The 21,021-nt window shown below is 68.4% G+C and carries 17 protein-coding genes and 1 tRNA gene; 11 read left to right on the forward strand and 7 right to left on the reverse strand.

Annotation, left to right across the window (positions count from 1 at the left end; all coding sequences use genetic code 11):
* The first annotated feature begins 7 nt into the window (after positions 1-7).
* The 8 genes from H0B54_RS21980 (at position 8) to H0B54_RS22015 (ending at position 8,258) form a co-directional block, all read left to right on the forward strand.
* Positions 8-280 carry a RebB family R body protein gene (locus H0B54_RS21980; RefSeq protein ID WP_094305774.1) on the forward strand — a complete coding sequence of 91 codons (273 nt, stop codon included), beginning with the start codon at positions 8-10 and terminating at the stop codon, positions 278-280.
* 109 nt (positions 281-389) lie between these two features.
* Entirely contained in the window at positions 390-623 is a 234-nt protein-coding gene (locus H0B54_RS21985; RefSeq protein WP_040138293.1) for a RebB family R body protein, read from the forward strand.
* Positions 620-1,129 carry a RebB family R body protein gene (locus H0B54_RS21990; RefSeq protein ID WP_188262100.1) on the forward strand — a complete coding sequence of 170 codons (510 nt, stop codon included), beginning with the start codon at positions 620-622 and terminating at the stop codon, positions 1,127-1,129. Before H0B54_RS21985 ends, H0B54_RS21990 begins: the two co-directional genes overlap by 4 nt.
* A gap of 61 nt (positions 1,130-1,190) precedes the next feature.
* Positions 1,191-1,541, forward strand: coding sequence for a hypothetical protein (locus H0B54_RS21995; RefSeq protein WP_014200165.1), 351 nt, complete (start codon positions 1,191-1,193; stop codon positions 1,539-1,541).
* Positions 1,542-1,563: 22 nt separating this feature from the next.
* On the forward strand, positions 1,564-2,640 hold the full coding sequence (locus H0B54_RS22000) for a hypothetical protein (RefSeq protein WP_188262101.1): 1,077 nt from the start codon (positions 1,564-1,566) through the stop codon (positions 2,638-2,640).
* Between the two features lie 137 nt (positions 2,641-2,777).
* Positions 2,778-3,284, forward strand: a complete 507-nt coding sequence (locus H0B54_RS22005) for a hypothetical protein (protein WP_188262102.1) — start codon at positions 2,778-2,780, stop codon at positions 3,282-3,284.
* Between the two features lie 151 nt (positions 3,285-3,435).
* Positions 3,436-7,044, forward strand: a complete 3,609-nt coding sequence (locus tag H0B54_RS22010; protein ID WP_188262103.1) for a hypothetical protein — start codon at positions 3,436-3,438, stop codon at positions 7,042-7,044.
* A complete protein-coding gene (locus H0B54_RS22015) occupies positions 7,020-8,258 on the forward strand; it encodes a hypothetical protein (RefSeq protein ID WP_188262104.1) in 1,239 nt (412 codons plus the stop codon). Before H0B54_RS22010 ends, H0B54_RS22015 begins: the two co-directional genes overlap by 25 nt.
* A 56-nt stretch (positions 8,259-8,314) precedes the next feature.
* On the opposite strand, the gene H0B54_RS22020 is transcribed toward H0B54_RS22015, so the two are convergent.
* Positions 8,315-9,940 carry an AraC family transcriptional regulator gene (locus H0B54_RS22020; protein ID WP_188262105.1) on the reverse strand — a complete coding sequence of 542 codons (1,626 nt, stop codon included), beginning with the start codon at positions 9,938-9,940 and terminating at the stop codon, positions 8,315-8,317.
* Between the two features lie 294 nt (positions 9,941-10,234).
* Entirely contained in the window at positions 10,235-12,895 is a 2,661-nt protein-coding gene (adhE, locus tag H0B54_RS22025; RefSeq protein ID WP_188262106.1) for a bifunctional acetaldehyde-CoA/alcohol dehydrogenase, read from the reverse strand.
* A 343-nt stretch (positions 12,896-13,238) separates the two neighbouring features.
* On the opposite strand from adhE, the gene H0B54_RS22030 reads away from it, so the two are divergent.
* From H0B54_RS22030 to H0B54_RS22040, 3 genes are all read left to right on the forward strand, one after another.
* Positions 13,239-13,314, forward strand: a tRNA-Phe gene (locus H0B54_RS22030).
* A gap of 292 nt (positions 13,315-13,606) precedes the next feature.
* Complete coding sequence (locus H0B54_RS22035; protein WP_188262107.1) at positions 13,607-15,115, forward strand: FAD-binding oxidoreductase; 1,509 nt, start codon at positions 13,607-13,609, stop codon at positions 15,113-15,115.
* A 118-nt stretch (positions 15,116-15,233) separates the two neighbouring features.
* On the forward strand, positions 15,234-15,398 hold the full coding sequence (locus tag H0B54_RS22040; protein WP_014199676.1) for a hypothetical protein: 165 nt from the start codon (positions 15,234-15,236) through the stop codon (positions 15,396-15,398).
* Here H0B54_RS22040 and H0B54_RS22045 read toward each other — a convergent pair.
* From H0B54_RS22045 to H0B54_RS22065, 5 genes are all read right to left on the reverse strand, one after another.
* Positions 15,382-15,936: a histidine phosphatase family protein gene (locus H0B54_RS22045; protein ID WP_188262108.1), complete on the reverse strand. Its 555-nt coding sequence runs from the start codon at positions 15,934-15,936 to the stop codon at positions 15,382-15,384. The genes H0B54_RS22040 and H0B54_RS22045 overlap by 17 nt on opposite strands.
* Positions 15,930-16,637, reverse strand: coding sequence for a phosphoglycolate phosphatase (gene gph / locus H0B54_RS22050; RefSeq protein ID WP_188262109.1), 708 nt, complete (start codon positions 16,635-16,637; stop codon positions 15,930-15,932). The genes H0B54_RS22045 and gph overlap by 7 nt, the downstream gene beginning before the upstream one ends.
* A gap of 13 nt (positions 16,638-16,650) precedes the next feature.
* Positions 16,651-17,766, reverse strand: coding sequence for an ABC transporter ATP-binding protein (locus H0B54_RS22055; RefSeq protein ID WP_246472685.1), 1,116 nt, complete (start codon positions 17,764-17,766; stop codon positions 16,651-16,653).
* Positions 17,767-17,780: 14 nt separating this feature from the next.
* Positions 17,781-19,493 carry an ABC transporter permease gene (locus H0B54_RS22060; protein WP_188262111.1) on the reverse strand — a complete coding sequence of 571 codons (1,713 nt, stop codon included), beginning with the start codon at positions 19,491-19,493 and terminating at the stop codon, positions 17,781-17,783.
* Positions 19,494-19,568: 75 nt separating this feature from the next.
* Positions 19,569-20,915 carry an ABC transporter substrate-binding protein gene (locus H0B54_RS22065; RefSeq protein ID WP_188262112.1) on the reverse strand — a complete coding sequence of 449 codons (1,347 nt, stop codon included), beginning with the start codon at positions 20,913-20,915 and terminating at the stop codon, positions 19,569-19,571.
* Positions 20,916-21,021: the final 106 nt, after the last annotated feature.

Genomic DNA, 21,021 nt, shown 5'->3' on the forward strand with positions numbered 1-21,021 from the left:
AAACACGATGGCTTTCCCGACCGCCCTGAACAACCAGATCACGGACTCGGTCTCCCAGGTCAACACCAAGGTCCTGGGCGACGCCCCGGCCGTCGCGATGGGCAACCTGTTCGTCGCCACCAGCCAGGCGCTGTCGAACGCGGCCCACAACGCCACGAACAACCAGCAGCAGTCCTACGTGGTGATGCAGGCGGCGACCACGCAGGGCCTGTCGACCCTGTACTCGGTGGACACGGCCTCGACCGGCGTCGCCACCACCCAGATCCTGGGTCTCTCCTAAGGAGAGCGGGCGGGCCGCCCTCGGGACACCGGGGGCGGCCTCCGCCGCAGGTTGAAGCGCCCGGTCACGCATAAGCCTGTGGCGGGAGTCTGAAGGCTGGAGTGTGCGAATGCCGGATGGAAGCTCCGCCAGCCTTGCCGGATCGGTCGCGGCGAACACGGCGATACCGCTTGGCCTGACCCCATCCCTGGCGATGGACATGACCTACGTCGCCATGGCCGACAGCCTCGGCCTGGCCATGCAGAACGCCGTCGCCAACCAGCAGCGCGCCCAGGTCATCACCGAAGCCGCGCTCGCCCAGGTCCTCACGCTGATCATCACCAAGGGAACCGCAAAATCATGAGCGACGAAGGCACCGTGAACACCCAGGTGATCGACGCGACGTCGGACATCGTCACGCTTCTGACGGGACAGTCCCCCGCGCAGTCGTTCGCCATGCTCGACGCCGTGATGGTCGAGACGCTCGGCATGGCGATGCACAACGCCGTGCACCGCCAGCAGAACGCCGGCATGGTCAATTCCGCCGCGGTCACCGCCGCCTGCGCCAAGATGCTGGCCGTGCCCTTCCCCACCACGCCCCCGCCGCCCCCCTCGGGCTCGTCCACGTCGGGGGGCAACGCGTCGCCGCTGCAGCCGCTGACGCCGCTGCTGACGACCTCGCTCACCACCCTGCCCTCCACCGTCGCCGGCGGTACTGGAAACAGCACCGTCGCCGGCGGAACCGGCAATGGCACCGTCAGCGGCGGCACCGTCAGCGGCGGCGCCGGCAACAGCACCGTCGCCGGCGGAAACGGAAATAGCACCATCGCCGGAGCGGCCGGCAACGGCACCATCAGCGGCGGGTCGTGATTGACCCAGCGCCCATCCCCCAGCGGCCGGCCTTCCAGGCCACAACGAGCAAGGAGCCTTCATGTCGGAGCCCACGAAGGTCAATGCGCAGATCATTGACGTCATAAACCAGACGCAGACGGCGACCATGAGCCAGCAGGTCGTCACCACCAGCGGCGCGGGGAAAGCCTATCAGGCGGTCGCCCAGTCCACGGCCATGGCCGTGCAGGACGCGACGGACACGCTGCGCAACGTCTCGACCATCGCCACCACGGCGATCGGTGTCGCGATGGCGCAGCTTCTGGCGACGGGCGACCCGAAATACGTCACCGCCCTGACCCAGGCCCAGGGAATGATGACGAGCGCCGCCAACGACTTCACCAGCATCGGTACCGCGGCCTCCACGGTCCTGAATAGCTTCCCGTCGAGCTGACCCTTACGCAGGTGTCCCCACCATGACCGTCTCTGTCGCCAACAAGATGATCCAGAACCGCGCCGGGCTCACCGACCTGGGGCGGCTTGCGCTCGCCTTCATCGATGGCGGGTCGGAGTGGCTCGACTGGGCCATCAGCAACGCCGGTCCGCGCTACGATTTCCCGGACGAGAGCACGCTCGTGGAGCAGGTCCAGCAGGGTCTTCACGCGACGCGGCTGGCCCTGTTGCCCACCATGAAGCTGATGGTCAGCCCGGTGAAGCTGATGACGCTGGGAGTGGACAGCCTGCGCACGCTGGCCGACGCCGAATCCGGCGACACCAGCGCCACGGTGTCGGCCCAGGTCAAGCGCATCCTCGCCGACCACAATCTCCTGACGCAGGACGACTTCGCCGCCGGCGCGTCCTTCCTCGCCGGGCTGGGAGTCTCCGGGGCTCCGGTCTTCCAGTTCATGGGCTTCGACGAGCAGCTGGCGGTGCAGGAGTTGCTCTACCGCAAGGAAAGCCAGGGAACGGCGAACCCCGAGCTTCAGAAGGAGGCGGCCGCCTTCGCGGTGGATCAGGCGCGCACCGTGCAGGAATTCGCGGACTACTATCAGTTCTATCTGATCTACGTGAACCGGCTGGGCTCCCTGACCGCGACGCCGGACGACCGGAAGAAGCGGGCCGGCGGTGCGCTGGAAACCATCCTGCCGCAGCTCTTCGGCTTTCTGGAATGCCCGCAGGTCGGCCCGCTGGCCGCTCCGGCGGAGGTGGCGCGGGCCGTCTCCAGCTGGCAGAAGCGCGGCCGGCCGATCGGCTTCGCCCGCCTGTCGGACGGGGCGCTGCAGATCGTCCGCGACACCGCCTTCCGGGACGAGACCGGCGACGCGGTGCGGGTTCTGGTCGCCGGCTATCTGGCCGGGGCGCAGGCGCTGCTGTCGGCGACGCCGCCGCAGCGCGGCATCATGGGCCAGGACGGCGCGTCCTGCCTGTTTCCCGTCTTCGGCAAAGGCAATCAGGCAGAAATCCAGATGGGGTCCGCGGGGGTGATCTCGCTGCGCTGCTTTCGCCCCGATCCCCCCGCCGCCACCACGGCAACCACCACCGCCGCCGCCTGACTCGCGTCAACAGGCTGTGACCGAGGCGGCCCCGTCTGCACCGCCTTCTGCGCCATCCACGCCGACCCCAGCAGCGGAAACTTTGGCGCCGGCGGCACGCGCGCCACAAAACCAAACCGGACGAAGGAGATCGAAGGATGGGCGTTTCCCAGCCCCCCAGCAGCCCGAACCCTGAGGCGCCGGACACGTCGGCTCCGGCCGCGCCCGCGGCGAGCGGGCCGCCGGCCGACGCGGCGCCCGATACGGCGCCGTTCGAGGCGGGCGCCAAGACGCCCGCCGAGATCGCCAGCGCGCTGCTCGACCACGCGGTCAAGAGCGTGAACGCCGCCGCCGAGCAGGCGCTGGCCGCCGTCGAACAGGCCATCCAGCTCGCCGGCCACGCGGTGGAGGCGATCCCCGGCCTGACCGCGCACCCCGGCGGTCACGCCGACGAACAGGGCGCGATGTCCCAGGCGAGCGAGGCGATGTCGCAGGCGCTCCAGGCCGCCAGCGGAGCCGGCGCCGGGGGGCAGGCGATGCAGCAGGCCAGCGAGCAGCAGCAGAAGGCCGTCGCCGCGGCCAACGAGGCGGCGCAGCAGGCCATGGCCGCGGCCAGCGCCCAGATCGCCCGGGCGATGAACAGCAAGGGCGACCCGGCCCTTTAGTCCGCCGCCACCGACCTGCCGCCCCGGAGTGACCGCGACGCGGCACGGTCTGCCGGCGCGCGCGGGACGGAGGCGTTTCCGCCCGTCTGCGAACCTGGGCGCAAACACCGCTCCCAAACCGAGCCACAAACCGAGACGAAGGACATCCCGCATGCCGTCCCGCACGCGCCGGAGATTGATCGTTGTCGCGCCCGGAACCCCGCCGTCCACCCCGGTGGAGGCGAGCATGGACGCGTTGGCCGCCGCCGCGACGCAGGCGCTGGGTTTGCCAATCGTTCCGGCAACCCAGCGCGACGCCACGCGCGGCTGGACCGCAGCCGCCGTCCACCCGCTCCAGCCGTCCCAAACCGCATGGCTGCGGATGGTGCGCGGGGCGTCCTTCGGGATCGGGGCGCCCGGCGAGCGCGCCGCCGTCGAGACCGCCGCTATGGAGCGGCTGTTCGTCGCGGGCGAGGACACACCGGCCCTGCTGGGCGTGCCGCCCGGAGCGGTCTATGAAGGCGAAGGCTATCCCCTTCCCGACGACCGGCTGAACGGCGCCCGGCGGATGCTGAAGCAGGCGCTGCGCACCATCGGCGAGGCGAAGGACGGCCTGCCCATCGAGGGGGACGGCATTTCGCGCCGGCTGCGCGCCGTCCGCGACATTCTGCTGCCGCTGGCCGAGGCGTTGGCCGGACCAGCGGAGGCCGGCGGTGTCGCCCCCTTCGCCGAGGAACGGCGCCAGCTTATCGGCCTCGACCAGGACATGGCGGCGGCGCGGAACTGGGACGCGGTGGAAGCCATCGCGGCGGGACTCGCTCTGGTCGCCGACACGCTGGGCGACGCCGCGCAGGCCGCCGCGGGCGTCCAGCTGTCCTACGCCGCCGAAGCCGCCTGCCGCCTCCGGCTCGCCGTCCGGTTCAAGGTCCGGTACGACGTCCGCCTTCCCGCGGACCGTCTGGCCGCCGCCGACCGCGCTCTGACGCGCCTTCTCAACGGCGGCTATCCCCAACTGGCCGGCTGGCTGCGCGACCGGATGCGGGCGCTGGCGCAGCGGGTGGCGGAGATCGACCCGTCCGGCAACAGCCGTTTCGTCGTGCTGGAGGACGGAAGCGACGGTGCCCGCGGCTGGACCGCCCGGCTTCTCATCAACCCCGGTCTGCCGGCGCCGGCCTGGTTCGCCCTGTTCCAGCGCCTGCACAACGTCTTTCTCATGGCGCTGTTCGCGCTCAAACTGGAACTGTACGGGCTGCTGCACCGGCTGGCCGGGGCGCCACCCGCGGCAGACCCGGCGGCGGATGGGGCCGCCGGGGGCCTGGAGAAGGCCGACGGCCGGGAACCGGCGGAGTATGGACGCAACGGCTGCGCCGCCGTGCTGGTCGACGTGGGCATTCCCCGCCACGGCACGCTGGCCCTCCAGCAGCAATGGCGGCGTTTCACCGGCGACGTCCGGGTCGAGGACGGCCTGCCGCGTCCCGGAATGGCCTACCGCATCACCTCGGCCCTGCGGGCGGTCAACGCCCTGTGCCAGTCCACGACCCCGCCGCAGAACGCCGCGCCGGCGCTGATCGCGCGGCTGCAAGGCCTGCTGGCCAATCGGGACCAGGCCACGGCGGACGGCATCGCGGCGATCCGCGCCCGCATCCGGGAGGGTGTCGTCCCCCTGTCCCTGAAGGCCATCGACGGGCTTGGCGACGCCGCGGTGCAGCGGCTTCTCGTCGTGATGCTGGAGCAGGTCTGCCAGGGCTACGGGCTTGCCACGGACTCGGCGCTGGCGGCGGCCTTCGACGGCTGGTTCGCCGCCAAGGTCCCCGGCTACGCGACTCTGACCGCCCTTCCCGCCGAGGTTGCCGACTCCATCACGGCGGCCAAGGACCGGGGCGCGTGGAGCGACGGGGCCGCGGCCATCGCGGACGCGGTGGGCTTCGGCCTGTGGGTGTCGATGACCATGGAAAGCCATCTGGCGAAACGCGCGTCCTTCCTGGGCGCGTGCTTCGGCGACACGGACAGGCTGCTGCGCCGCCTCACCGCCCAGCCCTCCTCGGCGGGGGCGCTGCCGGACCCGGCGATCCAGCCGGTGATCGAGGGTCCCTGGGCGGCGGCGCTGCATCTCGACCATTGCTGGCCGCGCGAGGGCTATGGCGAATCGGCCGCCCCCGTCGACATCCTTCTCCGGGACGGCAAGGCCGGGCGCCAGCCCAACGAGATCCTCACCGCCGTCGCCTCCCTCGTCGAGGATTGGTTGGCCACCCAACGCAGCGGTTTCGCGCTGAGGCGTGACGGTGGTGGGCTGGCCATCGTCTGGAACGCCGAGACGGAGCTCGCCCCTTTCCGCTACCGCCCGGTCGCGGCCACGGTGTCCGTGACGGCCGCGGCGCAAGGCGGACCGCCCCCGTCGCTGGTCAACGGGCTGCCCGTCGCCGCCCTGTCCGAGACGATCCGGTCGGTCCGCGAGAGCGTGGCGCGGACGGACGATTACGCCGTCCACAGCCGGCTGGCCGGAACGCTGAACGCCCTGACCGCCGCCAGCCTGCGCGACGGCGCGCCGGAGGGCGCCGACCCGTCGGTGAAGGCGCTGCGTCAGGGCCGGTGCCGCCATCTGATGCTGTGCAGCGCGGAGCTGGCGCAGGGCGCCACCGCCGACTACCCGCGGAGCTATTACCCCGACGACGCCTTCCGGATCGTGCTCGGCGCCAATCCGGTGGAGGTCGGGCACTGGCTCTCCCTGCCCATTGGGAAGGCTGCGGACCGCACCCTGGATCTGCTGGTCGTCAATCAAGGAAGCGGCGGCATCGACCGTCTGTCGCCGGGGCCTTGGACGGTGGAGGCGATGGTCCGCAACATCGTGGCGCCGCTGAAGCGGTCGGGAGTGGACGTCCGCACCATCCTGCTGGATCACCCCATGTCAGCGGCGATGATCCCGGCCTTCCAGCCGCTGTGCGCACCGGACGGCCGGATCATCGGGACGCTGTACGGGGCCGGCGTCCCCGTTATGGACCGCGCCCTGTGGGAGGCCGGCCGGCCGGCGCTTTCCGAAGGGGACGCGAAAGCCCTCGACCGCTTGATCGACGAGCAAATCGGGCGGCTGAGCGCGGGCCTGACGGGGCGGATCCATCTGAACGATTTCCTCGCCGCGTCCGACGCGATGATCCATGCCCATCTGGCCGAGCATCCGGACGGACAGGGGGCCGTGTCCCTGCTGCGCTGCCTGAAGCCGATCGGCGACACGCTGAGCGACCCCGATGCGCCGCTCGACCGCATCGAAGCCATGGTGCGGACGCTGCGCGGCAATTCCCTGTCCCGGTCCCTTCCCTGGACCGATTTCGCCGACGCCGACAAGGCCGTGCTGGAGGGCTTCCCGACGGAAGCCGGGAGCATGACCGCGGACTCGCTGGGGCAACTTCGCGACCGGCTGCGCCGCCGCGTGACGGAGGTCCTCACCGATCCCGCCTGGAAGATCGCCCTCGACCCGGCGGCGCTGGAGGCCCTGCCCCTGTTCGGGTCGCCGGACAGCCTGTGGGGCCGGATCGGCAGCCGCTGGGCCAATCTGCTGGCCCTCGATCCCGGCCTGTCGCGCTGCCCGTCCAGCGTCGCTCTCTACGACGCGCGGACCGGCCAGCTCCGCCTCGACGCCGCGTTCAACGCCTTCGACGGCAAGCTGGAGGAAACGCTCCGCCGGGCGGCGCCGGGCGCGGACCGGGAAGCCGCCGAATGCGTGGCCGACCTGCGCTACGGCCAGGACTCCATCCCCCTTCAGTGGGTCGAGAGCTGCTGGCAGTAGTCACGCCCTTGGCGGTGTGCGGCGGGCTCCATCCGCGCCGCATACGCTGGCCGCCGATCCTTCCCCTTGCGGACAACACCCGCCGCCACGGTGCCGGCGATCCACCCGACCTGGGCGACAGGCCGGAGCGGGCACAGAATGGAGAAATTATCATGATAAGCTCTGACGATTTCAGCAGACTGAAAGAAAACTCGGAATTTCGCGATGATCTGTTCAGCTTCCTCGATCAGTTCAAAAGAACGATCATCAGCGTAGAGCAACTTGATAGAAACACCGCCGAGCAAATATACGACGCCATGAAGGCGGTTGCCGAACTGGCGGAATTGTACAATCTTATCGCCCAGCACTTGGCAAAAGGCAACGGGCAGATACTGCAAACGCAGTCTCTCGAAAAATTCGCGGGATCGTTCGAGGCGAAGGCCAGGGGCATCGCGTCCGTCGTACGCGGCACCCGCTTGGAATGGCAGAAGACCGCGCAAAATTTGAATAAAGGAAGGTTCATCGGCATTGACCTGGACAAAGACAATGACCCGGATATGCGGGTTCATTATCCAAATTCGAATGACAAGGCAAAAGTCATCGAATTCAAGTCGACATCGGGGACCGAAAACACAATAAACGAGAACATCAAAAGCCAACTGAACTCGGCGATATTCCAACTGTGCAAACGCTCCGTTGATTACAACGGCGTGCAATTCGTTCACAGAAAACTGAATGCCGTCGTCGAAATAAATTACAGCCAGGACATGTTAAAAAATATGATTATGAACAACGGCGCGTTCGGCCAAGACAATATTTACGATTACTTTTCAAACATAATATCATCCTCATGGAGCAGGGGAAAGATTGGAAAGGAAGAAATATTTCCTATGGTTGAGAACAACAAGCTTGGGTGGAAAAGAAACGTCCCACCAAAAATCGTTCAACTCCCCGACCACCCAGCGCAATTCATTGACGAGGCCTGGGACTCAATGTTCCAAATCGACTTTACATTCAAACCATACCTTAAAGTCAAGGTGAACAGGGATGAAATGACCTGGAACTCCTTCGGTAGAGAAGCAAAATTTCTTGTATATTTCTGCGATGATAATGGCACAAAAACGATTGCCCTGCACAGGGTGATGATGATGAAAAGCAGCTTCGAGTTGAACGGCCAATTTTACTACAATCTTTATGATTCTGGGCGAGAGATGGCACTTCGAACATTTCCATGAATGGAACGGGCCCGCCGGAAGTGAAGCCGACGGGCCCGTTTTCGTAACACCGACGATCACCCACGCCGCTCGGCTCCAGGCAGATTGCGCCGATGTTCCCGCGGGCTTTCCCCGACGAGGCGGCGGAAGCTCTTCTCGAAATGGCTGAGGTCGCCGTACCCCACGCTCATCGCCACCTCGGTGATGGGGAGGCGCCGGTCGGCGGCCAGAAGCTCGCGCGCCTTGTGGATGCGGATGCGGCCGAGCAGCCCCTTGAAGGAGGTCTGAAGCTCCGTCCGGAACAGGTAGCTGAGGTGGGAGGGGCTGACATGGGCCTGCCGCGACAGCTCGTCCAGCGTGATCGGATCGGCGAAGCGCTCGCCCAGGAAGACCAGCGCCTTGCGCAGACCGCCGTGCAGCCGGGCCAAAGCGTCCTGGTCGCGGGTCAGCGCGCAGTGCACCCAATGGTCGGCGGGCGCCGGGGCCGGTGGGGGAACCGGTGCCGCCTCCGGATGGGCCACCGGATGAGCGGCGGACTCCGGGTCCGCCGGCATGGCGCCGCCGACCATCCAGGGGGCGTGGCGGCGCACGTCGCCGTGGCGGATCGGCCTGCCCCCGGTCATCACCGCCAGCCGGGCGATCACCCGCTCCAGCTCGAACAGGTTCTCCGGCCAGGAGTGGGCCTTGCACAGGGCGATCAGTTCGTCGGTCCGCGTCTCCTCGGCGCGTCCGCCGTGACGGTCCAGGGCGGCGAGGACCAGCGGCTCGATGTCCGCCGGCCGATCGCGCAACGGCGGTACGGTGGCGCACAGGAAATCCAGCTCGGCCAGCAGCGGGCGGGAGAAGCGCCCCTCCTCCGCCAGCCGCCGCAGGTCGGCGGTGGTCGAGGCGATGACCCGCGGTCCCCCGGTCCCATTGGCCGCCCCGTTGGAGGACAGCGTCCAGCCGCCCGGCGCGTCGAGCCATTGGCCGAGCTGGGAGGGCATGTGCTGGACGATCTGCCCCTGAAGGGCCGGCGTCATCTCGTCCACGCCGCTGAGGAACAGGGTGCCCCCGGCGGCCCGCGCGAACCAATCGGTGGGCGTCCCCATCGGGTCCGCCCCGTTGACCTGGATGAAGGGACCGTCGCGCCGCGGCCCACAGCCGTGGATCGCCGCGGCCAGCTGCGCCTTCTCCGTTCCGAACTCCCCGGTCAGCAGGACGGGCAGCGCGCTGTGGGCGGCCTGCTCCAGGAAGGCGTCCAGCTCGCGCAGCGCTTGGCTCATGCCGACCATCATCAGGGGCCGCCCGAACCGCCGCTCCGCCCAGCGCCGCACCTCGTAGCGCTTCGCCAGATAACCGCACTGGCGGGCGACGTCCTGCAGGATCGGGGCCTCGGGCGCGGCGCCGTCCGGCGCGCGGTCCAGCACCAGCCGCATCTCGCCGACCGGCGTGTCGGCGTAGGTGATGGGCACCACCACCGCCTCCGGATCGGCCGCGGCGTCGTTGGGGTCGCCGTCCGCCGTCCAGCACAGGCGGCCGCCCGCCCGGTCCTGGGCGAGCACCAGCGTGCCCATGTCCTGGAGCCACAGCGCCCCGCCGCGCAGCGGCGCGCGGTCGGCCAGCCGGCCCATCAGCCCGCCGATCAGGTCCGGCAGGCTGCGGAAATCGGTCGAGGCCGGGTGCAGGATCTCGTCGAGCGTGCCACAGGCCGACACAGTCATCGCGCCGCCTCCTTGTTAAAGCCGTGCCGCGTCTTCCGCGAGCGCCGGACCTTGAAGACGAACGCATGCATCGCGGAGCCGCGATGGCGATAATCGGATTGATAAGATCGAATCATGACCGGAATCACCTGCCGCCGTTTCAGACAATGGGTTCACAGCCAATCGACGCTTCATGGCGTCAGGGCGTGAAGTCTTCGGCAGACCGGCTTTTTTTCCCGGACAAATGAATGGCCCGCCCGGCATCCGGTTTCCCGGCGCCGGGCGGGCCGTCAGGCCTAAATCAGTGTGAAGGGATCACCGCGAACGGACCAGCGCCACCGGCTTGCGCTCCGCCCCGGCTTCCAGCGCACGCTCCGCCCCTTCGGCGTAGGCGCGGCCGTAATAGCTGTCGAGCAGAAGCTGCCGGATCTCCGCGACCAGCGGGAAGCGCGGGTTGGCGCCGGTGCACTGGTCGTCGAAGGCGGCCTCGGCGATGGCGTCGAGCCGGGCCAGGAACTCCGCCTCCGGCACCCCTGCCGCCTGGATCGAGGCCGGAATAGCCAGCGTGCGCTTCAACTCCTCCACCCAGTCGACCAGCTTTTCCACCCGCTCATGGTCGCGGCTGCCGCCGAGGCCGAGGTGCCGGGCGATCTCGGCGTAGCGGGCGACGCCCTTGGGCCGGTCGTACTGGCTGAAGGCGGTCTGCTTGGTCGGGATGTCGGCGGCGTTGTAGCGGATGACGTTGGCGATCAGCAGCGCGTTGGCGACGCCGTGCGGCAGGTGGAACTCCGCCCCCAGCTTGTGCGCCATCGAATGGCAGACGCCGAGGAAGGCGTTGGCGAAGGCGATGCCGGCCAGCGTGGCGGCGCTGTGCACCTGCTCCCGCGCCTTGGGGTCCCTGGCGCCGTTGGCGTAGGCGGAGGGCAGATGCTCCTTCAGCAGCTTCAGCGCCTGGAGCGCCTGCCCGTCGGTGTATTCGTTCGCCAGGACGGAGACATAGGCCTCCAGCGCGTGGGTGACCGCGTCGATCCCCCCGGCAGCGGTCAGGCCCTTCGGCATGTCCATCACCAGATTGGCGTCGATGATCGCCATGTTCGGCGTCAGTTCATAATCCGCGATCGGGTACTTGATGCCGGTGCGCTCGTCGGTCACCACGGCGAAGGGAGTCACCTCCGACCCGGTGCCGGACGTGGTCGGGACGGCGACGAACTGCGCCTTCACCCCCAGCTTGGGGAAGGTGTAGATGCGCTTGCGGATGTCCATGAAGCGCAGGGCCAGATCCTCGAAGGCGACGTCCGGCGCCTCGTACATCACCCACATGATCTTGGCCGCGTCCATGGGCGAGCCGCCGCCCAGCGCCAGGATGACGTCCGGCTGGAAGGCGTTGGCGAGCGCCAGCCCGCGCCGCACCACCGCCAGGGTGGGGTCGGCGGCGACCTCGAAGAACGTTTCCACCGCAAGGCCCAGACCTTTGAGGATGCGCACGGTCTCGTCGACGTGGCCATTCTCGAACAGGAAGCGGTCGGTGACGATCAGGCAGCGCTTCTTCCCGCGCAGTTCCTCCAGCGCGAAGGGCAGGCAGCCGCGGCGGAAATAGATGGATTTCGGCAGCTTGTGCCAGAGCATGTTCTCGGCCCGCTTCGCTACGGTCTTGCGGTTGATGAGGTGCTGCGGCCCGACATTCTCGGAGATCGAGTTGCCGCCCCAGGAGCCGCAGCCGAGCGTCAGCGACGGCGCCAGCCGGAAATTGTAGAGGTCGCCGATGCCGCCCTGCGACGACGGCGTGTTGATCAGGATGCGCGCCGTCTTCATCGCTTGGCCGAAATGGCGGATGCGCTCCGGCTGCTGGTCCTGGTCGGTGTAGAGGGCGGAGGTGTGGCCGATGCCGCCCAGCGCGACCAGCGCCGCCGCCTTGTCGCAGGCCTCCATGAAATCGCGGGCACGGTAGAGCGCCAGGGTCGGCGACAGCTTCTCGTGGGCGAAGGGCTCGTCCTCGGTCACCGCCTCGACCTCGGCGATCAGCACCTTGGTGTGGGCGGGAACGCTCACCCCGGCCATGGCGGCGATGGCGCCGGCCGACTGGCCGACGATGTCGGCATTCAGCGCGCCGTTCTTCAGCAGCACCTTGCGCACCGCGTCGGCCTCGGTGGCCGACAGGATGTGACCGCCATGGTGGGCGAAGCGGTCGCGCACCGCGTCATACACGGCGTCCACGACGATGGCCGACTGCTCCGACGCGCAGACCACGCCGTTGTCGAAGGTCTTGGACATCAGGATGGAGGCGACGGCCCGCTTGATGTCGGCGAGCTCGTCGATCACCGCCGGGGTGTTGCCGGCGCCAACGCCGATGGCCGGCTTGCCCGAGGAATAGGCTGCCTTGACCATGCCCGGCCCGCCGGTCGCCAGGATCAGGTTGATGTCGGGGTGGTGCATCACCGCGTTCGACAGCTCCACCGAGGGCTCGTCGATCCAGCCGATGATGTCCGGCGGCGCGCCGGCCTCCACCGCCGCCTGAAGCACGATCCGCGCGGCCTCGCAGGTCGCCTTGCGGGCGCGGGGGTGCGGCGAGAAGACGATGCCGTTGCGCGTCTTCAGGCTGATCAGCGCCTTGAAGATGGCGGTGGAGGTCGGGTTGGTGGTCGGCACGATGGCGCAGATCAGCCCCACCGGCTCGGCGATCGTCATGATGCCGTATTCCGGGTCCTCTTCGAGGATGCCGCAGGTCTTCTCGTCCTTGTACTTGTTGTAGATGTACTCGGAGGCGAAGTGGTTCTTGACGACCTTGTCCTCCATCACGCCCATGCGCGTCTCGGCGACCGCCAGCTTCGCCAGCGGGATGCGCGCGTTGGCCGCGGCCAGCGCGGCGCTGCGGAAGATGCGGTCCACGGTCTCCTGCGGGAAGCCGGCGTAGACTTTCTGCGCCTCGCGGACGCGAAGGACGAGGTCGTTGAGGTCTGCAAGCGTGGTGACGGGCATATCGTGTCGCCTCTGCGGTTGGCGCGCCGCCGGCCCCTTCGGGCCGGTCCTGGACAGCGGATGCGGGCGGGTTGAAGCCCTTCAGACAACGGCATCCGGGGCACGCACGGAAAATCGGTCATGGCCGGGCGGCGCTTGTCTCTGGTCCGCGCGGCAGGGAAACTATCCCTCCGACCATGGGGGAAGGACCATGACCCATGTCAAAACTGGTATGACCACTTTCGGGGTAGCGCCACCCTTGCCCCGCCCGGCCCGGCCTGGAAAAATCTCTTCCGAACGGGTGACGAATTGCGCTGGACAAGCGCTCCGGTTCTTCTTATAAGACGCCCCCGCACGCAGCGGCGCCCAGGTAGCTCAGTTGGTAGAGCAGGGGACTGAAAATCCCCGTGTCGGCGGTTCGACTCCGTCCCTGGGCACCATTTTCTCAAGGTCCGGTTCGAGGAAATGGTGCTCCGGCCGCATTGGCCGAACACGGACGCTGCGCGCCATTATCCCAATTCTATGATTTGATCCGGCGTTCCGATGGCACGCTGGTGCCGTCTTTTGCGGAAGCGAGACGCGGCCGGTTCAAGCGGGCACACACGGAGCTTCGGCCCCGCCGTCCGGACCGCCGGCCTTTCCCGACCTGATCGCCGTGAAAGAGCAGACACCTTCCCGGCCCTCCCGAAAAGTTGTATATAATTCGGTGAAAATCCGCGGGAGGGGAATCCAATGTTCAACGTCGCTCAGCCGAGCCGCCGTACGTTCCTGGTCGGGGCGGGCCGGTTCGCCGCCGCGTCGGCGCTCACCAGCGTCGCCCCCTTTCCCGCATTCGCGGAGTCCGGCAACCGCCGGATCGCCGCCTCGGCGCTCAAGGATCTGGCCGGGGCGGTTCAGGGCGGCGTCGTGCTGCCCGACGACCCGTTCTTCGACGATTATGCCCGCCCGAACAACCTGCGTTTCCGGACACTTCCGACCGCCATCGCACGCTGCGCGAGCGAGACGGACGTGCAGGCCTGCGTCGCCTGGGTGAGGAAGCACGGCGCCCGGTTCGCCGTGCGCAGCGGCGGGCACAACTACGCGGGCTTCTCCACCACCCCGGGCCTGCTCATCGACATGACGCCGCTCAGCACGATCACCCCCCTGCCCGGCGGGGACGGTCTGGTCAAGGTGGGCGGCGGCGCCCTGAACGGCATGGTCTATCAGGCGCTCGAACGGCTGAACCGCACCGTCACCCACGGGCGCTGCACCACGGTGGGGGCGGCGGGCTTCCTGCTGGGCGGCGGCATCGGCTTCAACATGCGCATGTTCGGCATGGGGTCGGACCTGCTCCAGGCCACGAGCATCGTCACGGCAGACGGCGCGCTGCATGCCGACATCCAGGAGAGCGGCGACGGCAGTGACCTGTTCTGGGCCTGCCGCGGCGGTGCCGGCGGGAATTTCGGGATCAACACGTCCTTCACCCTGCGCACCTTCCCGGTGGAGACGGTCACCGTCTTCGACATCACCTGGACCACGGATGTGGACGAGGTGCTGCACACCCTGCTGACGCGTCTGGCGGACGCTCCGCCGGAGTTCGGCAGCAAGATCAGTGTCACCAAGCCGGCGCGCGGCAGCGGCGATCCGCGGCTCACCGTCTCCATCCTCGGCCAGCTGCACACATGCGGCACGACGGTCGAGGCGGTCATCGGCCCCGTTTTGGAGAAGGCGTCGAAGACAAGGATCGACCGCGACATGGCCTATTGGCCGGCGCAGGACCTGCTGAGCGAATTCACCTACCCCTACTTCTATCAGGAGAAATCCTCCTACATGAGGGCGGCGGACATCACGCCCGAGTCCGTCGCCACCATGATCCGGCTCGCCGAGCGCATGCCGGGCACCAGCATGGCCAACGCCTTCAAGTTCTTCCAGGTCGGCGGCCGGGTCAACGCCACGGCGGCGGACGCGACCGCCTACGTCCACCGCGGCTACGACTGGCTGTTCTCCTCCGAAGTGAACTGGTGGAACCGGAAGGACCCGAAGTCCCTGGTGGACGAAAATCTGGCTTGGCAGGAACGGTTCTACGCCACCGTCAACACAGCCACCAAGGCGGTGGGCGCCTTCCAAAATTTCCCCGACCCGTCCTTGAAGGACTGGTCGAGCGCCTATTACGGCGGCAACTACGCCCGGCTGCGGCGGGTGAAGACCGAATACGACAAAACCGATCTGTTCACCTACCGGCAGGGCATCAAGCCTTTGTGAAGGCGCCGTCGATGGACCTTCGGCACCGGCACCCGTCCTTTGGCGGAGAATCCCGGCGCCAAAGCCCCCGCCCGCCTGTTATCGTAGCGGGAAGCCTCTCGCGCCACGGGGTCCGGGCATGGAAGAAAAGCTGATCGCCTACATCGGCCGCTTGAAGGAGCAGATCGCCACCCTGCGCTCCGCCGACTTCACCACCCCGGAGGAACGGGTGTCCTGCGAGGCAGTGGCCGACAGCCTGGAGCTGGTCGTGCGCGAGTTGACGGACCTCATCGAGATCCGCTGACCCGCATCGCACCGCTCTCGGTGAATCCGGCGCGCTCCAGCGTGACGGGCATCGCGTTGGGCGGCCAGAGCGTGTCCGGAGCGAGGCCCAGCCAGCGGCACAGGGCGTGCCACGTGCCGGCGTGCGCCACCACCAGCGGCGGGCGCCTGTCCGCCGGAACGGGCAAGCCGTCCAGCGCGGCGGCGACGCGGGCCTGGAAGGCGGTGAGGCTTTCGCCGCCCGGCACCTCCTCCCGCAGGAGATCCCCCGGCACGGCGCCTCCTTCCAGATCGCCCCAGCGCCGCTCCTCCAGGCCGGGAACGACGGCCACCGGGAGACCCAGCGCCGCGCCGATGATTCCGGCGGTTTCCAGCGCGCGCCGCTGCGGGCTGGAATGAATGGCGGCGACCGGGCTCCCCTGGGCGGCCAGCGCCGCGGCGGCGGCGTGGGCCTGCGCCCGCCCGCGGTCGGTCAGCGACACGTCGCGCGACCCGGCCAGCCAGCCGCCGACGTTGCTCTCCGTCTCGCCATGCCGGCAGAAGACGAGACGGTTCAACATGCCGAGGCCGCGGACAGCGCCCCCGTCAGGTCGCCGAAGCGCTCCAGGATGCCGTCGTGCGGAAGGCTGTCGAGCGGCACCCGCGCGTAGCCGTAGCGCAGCACCAGCACCCCTGCCACGGCGGCGGCGCGGGCGGCGGCGACGTCATGCTCGTTGTCGCCGACGAAGACGGTCTCCTCGGGCCGGACATCCATCAGGGCGAGCAGGCCGAGCACCGGCTCCGGCGAGGGCTTGCGGCTGGGGAAGCTGTCCCCGCCGACCACCGCCGTGAAACGGTCCGCGATGCCTAGATCGGCCAGCAGCCGCCGGGTCGCCGCCATCGGCTTGTTGGTGCAAACACCCAGCCTCAGCCCAGCCTCGGACAGCGCCGTCAGCGTCTCCGCCACGCCGGGATAAAGCGCGCTGTGGGCGCTGGGGTCGGCCTCGTAAATGGCGAGGAAGCGGCGGGTATGGGCCGCCGTCTCCTCCGGTCCGGGCAGGCCGCCGGTGGCGGACAGGACCCGCTCCACCAGCTTGGCCACCCCGTCGCCGATGAAGGAGCGCACCGCCGGCAGATCGACCGGCGGGCGGCCCAGCTCGGCCAGAAGGACGTTGGAGGCGTGCATCAGGTCGGCGGCGCTGTCCACCAGCGTGCCGTCGAGATCGAAGGCGACAGCACGAATGGGGGCGCGCAAAGAAGCGCGGTTGGGAAGGCTGGTCACCGGGGTGCGACTCCTATCGGCGCAGGAAGCGGGCCTTGTCGGCCGCGAGGTCGAGGGTGATCGGGGTGTCGGTCGGCAGCAGCGCGTCGCCGGCCTGGTGCGGGGCGTCAACCTGAACCTGCTGCCCGCCGATGTCCACCGCGTAGCGGATCGAGGCGCCCAGGAACTCGCGATGCCGCACCACGCCCATCAGCCGGACATGGCCCGCGCGCGGCGGCCCGCCATCCTGGCGGATAAACAGGTTTTGCGGCCGGAACATCAGCTTGCCCTCGGCCCCCGGCTCCACGCCGTGCGGCAGCGGGATCGGCACGCCGCCGCCCATGACGAAGGCCGTGCCGCCGTCCACGGCGCGCACCTGCCCCTCCAGCACGTTGGCGGTGCCGAGGAAGCCGGCGACGAACAGGTTGGCCGGGTGGTCGTACAGCTCCTGCGGGGTGCCCACCTGCTGGACAATGCCGTCCTCCATCACCGCGATGCGGTCGCAGATGGTGTTGGCCTCCTCCTGGTCGTGGGTGACGAAGATGGTGGTCAGCCCCAGCTTGCGCTGAAGGCTCAGCAACTCCTGGCGCATCTGCACGCGCAGCTTGGCGTCGAGGTTCGACAGCGGCTCGTCCAGGAGCAGCACCTTCGGCTTGATCACGATGGTCCGGGCCAGCGCGACGCGCTGCTGCTGGCCGCCCGAAAGCTGCGACGGACGGCGGTCGGCCAGATGCTTCAGCCCGACGAGGTCGAGCGCCGCGTCCACCCGCCGCTCGATCTCCGCGCGCGGCACGCGCCGCTCCTCCAGCCCGAAGGCGACGTTGCGGCGCACCGTCATGTGCGGCCACAGCGCGTAGCTCTGGAACACCATGCCGACGTCGCGCTTGTGCGCCGGCAGGCCCGAGATGTCGCGCCCGCCGATCGTCACCGCCCCGCGCTGCGCCGTGTTGAAGCCGGCGATCAGCCGCAGCAGCGTGGTCTTGCCGCAGCCCGACGGGCCGAGGAAGGCGAAGAACTCGCCCGGCTTGATGTCGAGATGGATGTCCTTCAGCACGCGGTGGCTGCCGTAGGAGAGGTCCACGCCGTCGATGCGGACGCCGACGCTCTGCATCCCGGCGGCCAGGGAGGTGGGGGAGAATTGATGGTTCATGGTGGCGGTTCCCCTCAATGGTCCTGGCCGCGCTCGCGTCGGCCCCGCTCGATGATGACGTGCGACAGGTAGGTGCCCAGCCCGACGATGACGACGGCGAAGACGCCCAGCGCCGCCCCCGGACCGCGCCCGGCCGCCGACTGCATGTAGACGTAGAGGCCGTAGGCGAGCGGCGCGTCGCTCTGCGAATGGACCAGCATGATGGTCGCCGACAGCTCGACCGCCGCCGTGGCGAAGCTGGTGACGAAGCCGGCCAGGATGCCGCCGGACATCAGCGGCACGACCACCCGGCTGATGGTGCGCAGCTTGGTGGCGCCCAGATTCTCCGCCGCCTCCTCCAGCGAGTTGCTGACCTGCTGCAGGGCCGCGGTGCAGGCGCGCAGCGCGTAGGGCAGACGGCGGATCGCCAGCGCGAAGACCAGGATCAGCCAGAAGCCCGACAGCGGCTGCCCGGTGAAGGGCATGGGCACGTCGTAGAAGCTGCGCAGATAGCCGATGCCCAGCACCACGCCCGGCACCGCCAGCGCCGCCATGGCGACATAGTCCAGCCACTGCCGGCCGGGCAGCTTGGTGCGCAGCACCAGATAGGCGATGGCCGTGCCGATCACCACGTCGAGCAGCGCGGCCAGCGAGGCGTAGAGCAGCGTGTTGGTGATGTACTGGCCGCTTTCCAGGAAGACGGTCCCGTAATGCTTCATCGTGAAGGCGTCGGGGAACGGGCTGAAGGACCAGATCGTCGCGAAGGACAGCAGCGTTAGGCCGATGTGCGGCGCCAGCACCAGAACCAGGATCAGCAGCACGACGGCGTAGGCCGCGACCAGCTCCAGCGGCTTCATGCGCCGCCGCGCTAGACCGCCGCCGCCGCGCTGGACGGTCGCGTAGTCCTTGCCCTTCATCGCCAGCGCCGACACCCAGAGGGCGAGCAGTGAGCAGACGATCAGCACCACCGAGATCACGTAGCCCATCGGGTCGGCGATGCCGATGGAGGAGATGCGCAGGTAGGCCTGCGGCGCCAGCATGTCGTTGACGTTGAGCAGCAGCGGTGTGCCGAGGTCGTCGAACACCTTGATGAAGACCAGCGACGCGCCGGCGACGTAGCCCGGCATGGCCAGCGGGAAGACGATGCGGCGGAACAGCCGGAAGCCATGGCAGCCGAGGTTCTGCGCCGATTCCTCCATCGCCCGGTCGATGTTCTTCAGGCTGGCCGACAGGTTGATGAGGATGAACGGGAAATAGTGGATGCTCTGAACGAAGATGACGCCGTTCAGCCCCTCCATGAAGGGGATCGAGATGCCGAAATGATCGCGCAGCAGCAGGTTGACCGTGCCGTTGCGCCCGAACAGGAGCTGCATCGCGACAGCACCGATGAAGGGCGGCATGATCAGCGGGATGATGCCCAGGCTCTGGATCAGCACGGCACCGCGAAACTCGAACCGCGTCGTCAGATAGGCCAGCGGCAGGGCCAGCGCGCTCGCCACCACCACCGACATGGCGGAGACGTAGAAGGAGTTCCAGAAGGACCGCATGAACAGGTCGTTGCGGAAGAAGTCGGCGAAGTTGATCAGGGTGAAGGATCCGGTCGTCTTGTCCTGGAAGGCGACGAAGATGACCTGGACGACCGGCACGACGAGGAACAGCAGCAGGAACAGCGCGATCAGCACAGCCGCCACCGCCGGCCCCGGCCGCACGCGCGCGATGCTTTCGCGCGTGAGCGCAAGAGACGTCATGGTTCAGCCCAATGGTATCGGGGGAGAAGGCGAGGCGGGGCGCCCGCGCGGGGCGCCCCTTCCGTCACGCTCGGGTCAGCGGGCCAGCGCCAGGGCCTCTTCGGCCTTCTTGCGGGCGGCGGCGTAGTTGTCCTTGGCGAAGGCGGCCCACTTCTGCTCCACCTGCGCCTGACGCTCCGGCACGGCGTCGGTGGCGCTCTTGCGCTCCACCGTGAAGGCGCCGGCGAGCTGCGGGTCGGCGGCCTCCTGGGCGGTCACCGGCATGGCGGCGACGAGGTCGCGCGCCTCGGCCAGCAGCGCCTTGCCCTTGTCGTTGGGCTTCTTGGCCAGCGCGGCGTCGGCCTGATGGATGGCGCGGGTCGCCGCCTTCAGCCCGTCGAGCTGGAAGGTGATGAGCTGGTCGAACAGCGCGTCCACCACGTTGTAGCGGGCCTGCGACACCTCGACGTCGAAGTTCACCTGCGAGCCCAGCGAGGTGTCCTTGAACGGGTTCGGGTAGTCGGCCGGCGCCTTGGCGTAGGTGGCCGGGTTGACCGGCAGGCGGCGGATCGCCGGCTGCAGCAGCACCTCCTGGCCCTCCGGCGACAGGATGAAGTCGACGAAGGTCTCGGCGGCGACCTTGTTGGGGGCGTTCTTCACGATGCCGATGTTGGCCGGCACGATGGTGGTGACCGTCGGATAGACGAACTCCACCGGGAAACCCGAGGCCTGGGACGACAGCGCGAAGAAGTCGATCACGATGCCGACGCCGAAGCTGCCGGAATTCACGCCGTCCGGCACGCCGAAGCTGCGCTCGGTGATGGTGCGGTAGTTGCCGGCGATCTCCTTGTTGGTCCGCCAGCCCTTCTCCCAGCCCTCGCCCTGGAGGATGGTCTCGATGGTCAGGTGCGTCGTGCCGGAGCGCGACGGGGCGGAGATGGCGACGTGGTCGTAATAGACCGGCTTGGCGAGGTCCGACCACTCCTTGGGGGCCGGCAGGTCGTTGGCCTTCATGTAGCGGCTGTTCCACATGATGCCGTAGCCCGAAGCGGCGAAGCCGGCGTACATGCCTTCCGGGTCATTGATCGGGTAGGCGCCGACCTTGTCTGGAATGCCCTCGACCTTCGGCTTGTAAGCTTGCAGCAGGTTGGCGCCCTTCAGAACCTCGAAGGCGTCGGGGGCGGAGGCCCAGAACAGGTCGGTGCCGTTGTTCGAGGCCGTCTCCTGGAGATACTTCACGCCCGCGTTGGTGTTGCGGTTCAGAACCTCCAACGTGACCTTCGGATAAGCCTTCTGGAAGGCCTGCTGGAAGGCGCTGGTCAGGTCCTTCGGAAAGGAGGTGACGACCACCAGCTTGCCCGACGGGTCCTGGGCGAAGGCGGCGGTGCTGGAAGCGAGCATGACGGCCAGGGCGGCCGCGACGCCGTGCAGCGTGCGAGACATAGGATGGTTCCTCCCGGTGTTTTTTCTGCGCGTCCTATCAGCAATCCGCATGCCAGACCGTTCGCAGGCGAATTCACTGGGGCCGCGCCGGAAGGATGGGTAACCC

Origin of the sequence: Azospirillum tabaci (assembly GCF_014596085.1) — a bacterium.
Classification (GTDB): Bacteria; Pseudomonadota; Alphaproteobacteria; order Azospirillales; family Azospirillaceae; genus Azospirillum; species Azospirillum tabaci.

Excerpts from the sequence above, each read along its gene's own strand:
- H0B54_RS21980 (WP_094305774.1), top strand. The coding sequence starts at position 8 with ATGGCTTTCCCGACCGCCCTGAACAACCAGATCACGGACTCGGTCTCC.
- H0B54_RS21985 (WP_040138293.1), top strand. The coding sequence starts at position 390 with ATGCCGGATGGAAGCTCCGCCAGCCTTGCCGGATCGGTCGCGGCGAAC.
- H0B54_RS21990 (WP_188262100.1), top strand. The coding sequence starts at position 620 with ATGAGCGACGAAGGCACCGTGAACACCCAGGTGATCGACGCGACGTCG.
- H0B54_RS21995 (WP_014200165.1), top strand. The coding sequence starts at position 1,191 with ATGTCGGAGCCCACGAAGGTCAATGCGCAGATCATTGACGTCATAAAC.
- H0B54_RS22000 (WP_188262101.1), top strand. The coding sequence starts at position 1,564 with ATGACCGTCTCTGTCGCCAACAAGATGATCCAGAACCGCGCCGGGCTC.
- H0B54_RS22005 (WP_188262102.1), top strand. The coding sequence starts at position 2,778 with ATGGGCGTTTCCCAGCCCCCCAGCAGCCCGAACCCTGAGGCGCCGGAC.
- H0B54_RS22010 (WP_188262103.1), top strand. The coding sequence starts at position 3,436 with ATGCCGTCCCGCACGCGCCGGAGATTGATCGTTGTCGCGCCCGGAACC.
- H0B54_RS22020 (WP_188262105.1), bottom strand. The coding sequence starts at position 9,940 with ATGACTGTGTCGGCCTGTGGCACGCTCGACGAGATCCTGCACCCGGCC.
- adhE (WP_188262106.1), bottom strand. The coding sequence starts at position 12,895 with ATGCCCGTCACCACGCTTGCAGACCTCAACGACCTCGTCCTTCGCGTC.
- H0B54_RS22035 (WP_188262107.1), top strand. The coding sequence starts at position 13,607 with ATGTTCAACGTCGCTCAGCCGAGCCGCCGTACGTTCCTGGTCGGGGCG.
- H0B54_RS22040 (WP_014199676.1), top strand. The coding sequence starts at position 15,234 with ATGGAAGAAAAGCTGATCGCCTACATCGGCCGCTTGAAGGAGCAGATC.
- H0B54_RS22045 (WP_188262108.1), bottom strand. The coding sequence starts at position 15,936 with ATGTTGAACCGTCTCGTCTTCTGCCGGCATGGCGAGACGGAGAGCAAC.
- H0B54_RS22055 (WP_246472685.1), bottom strand. The coding sequence starts at position 17,766 with ATGAACCATCAATTCTCCCCCACCTCCCTGGCCGCCGGGATGCAGAGC.
- H0B54_RS22060 (WP_188262111.1), bottom strand. The coding sequence starts at position 19,493 with ATGACGTCTCTTGCGCTCACGCGCGAAAGCATCGCGCGCGTGCGGCCG.
- H0B54_RS22065 (WP_188262112.1), bottom strand. The coding sequence starts at position 20,915 with ATGTCTCGCACGCTGCACGGCGTCGCGGCCGCCCTGGCCGTCATGCTC.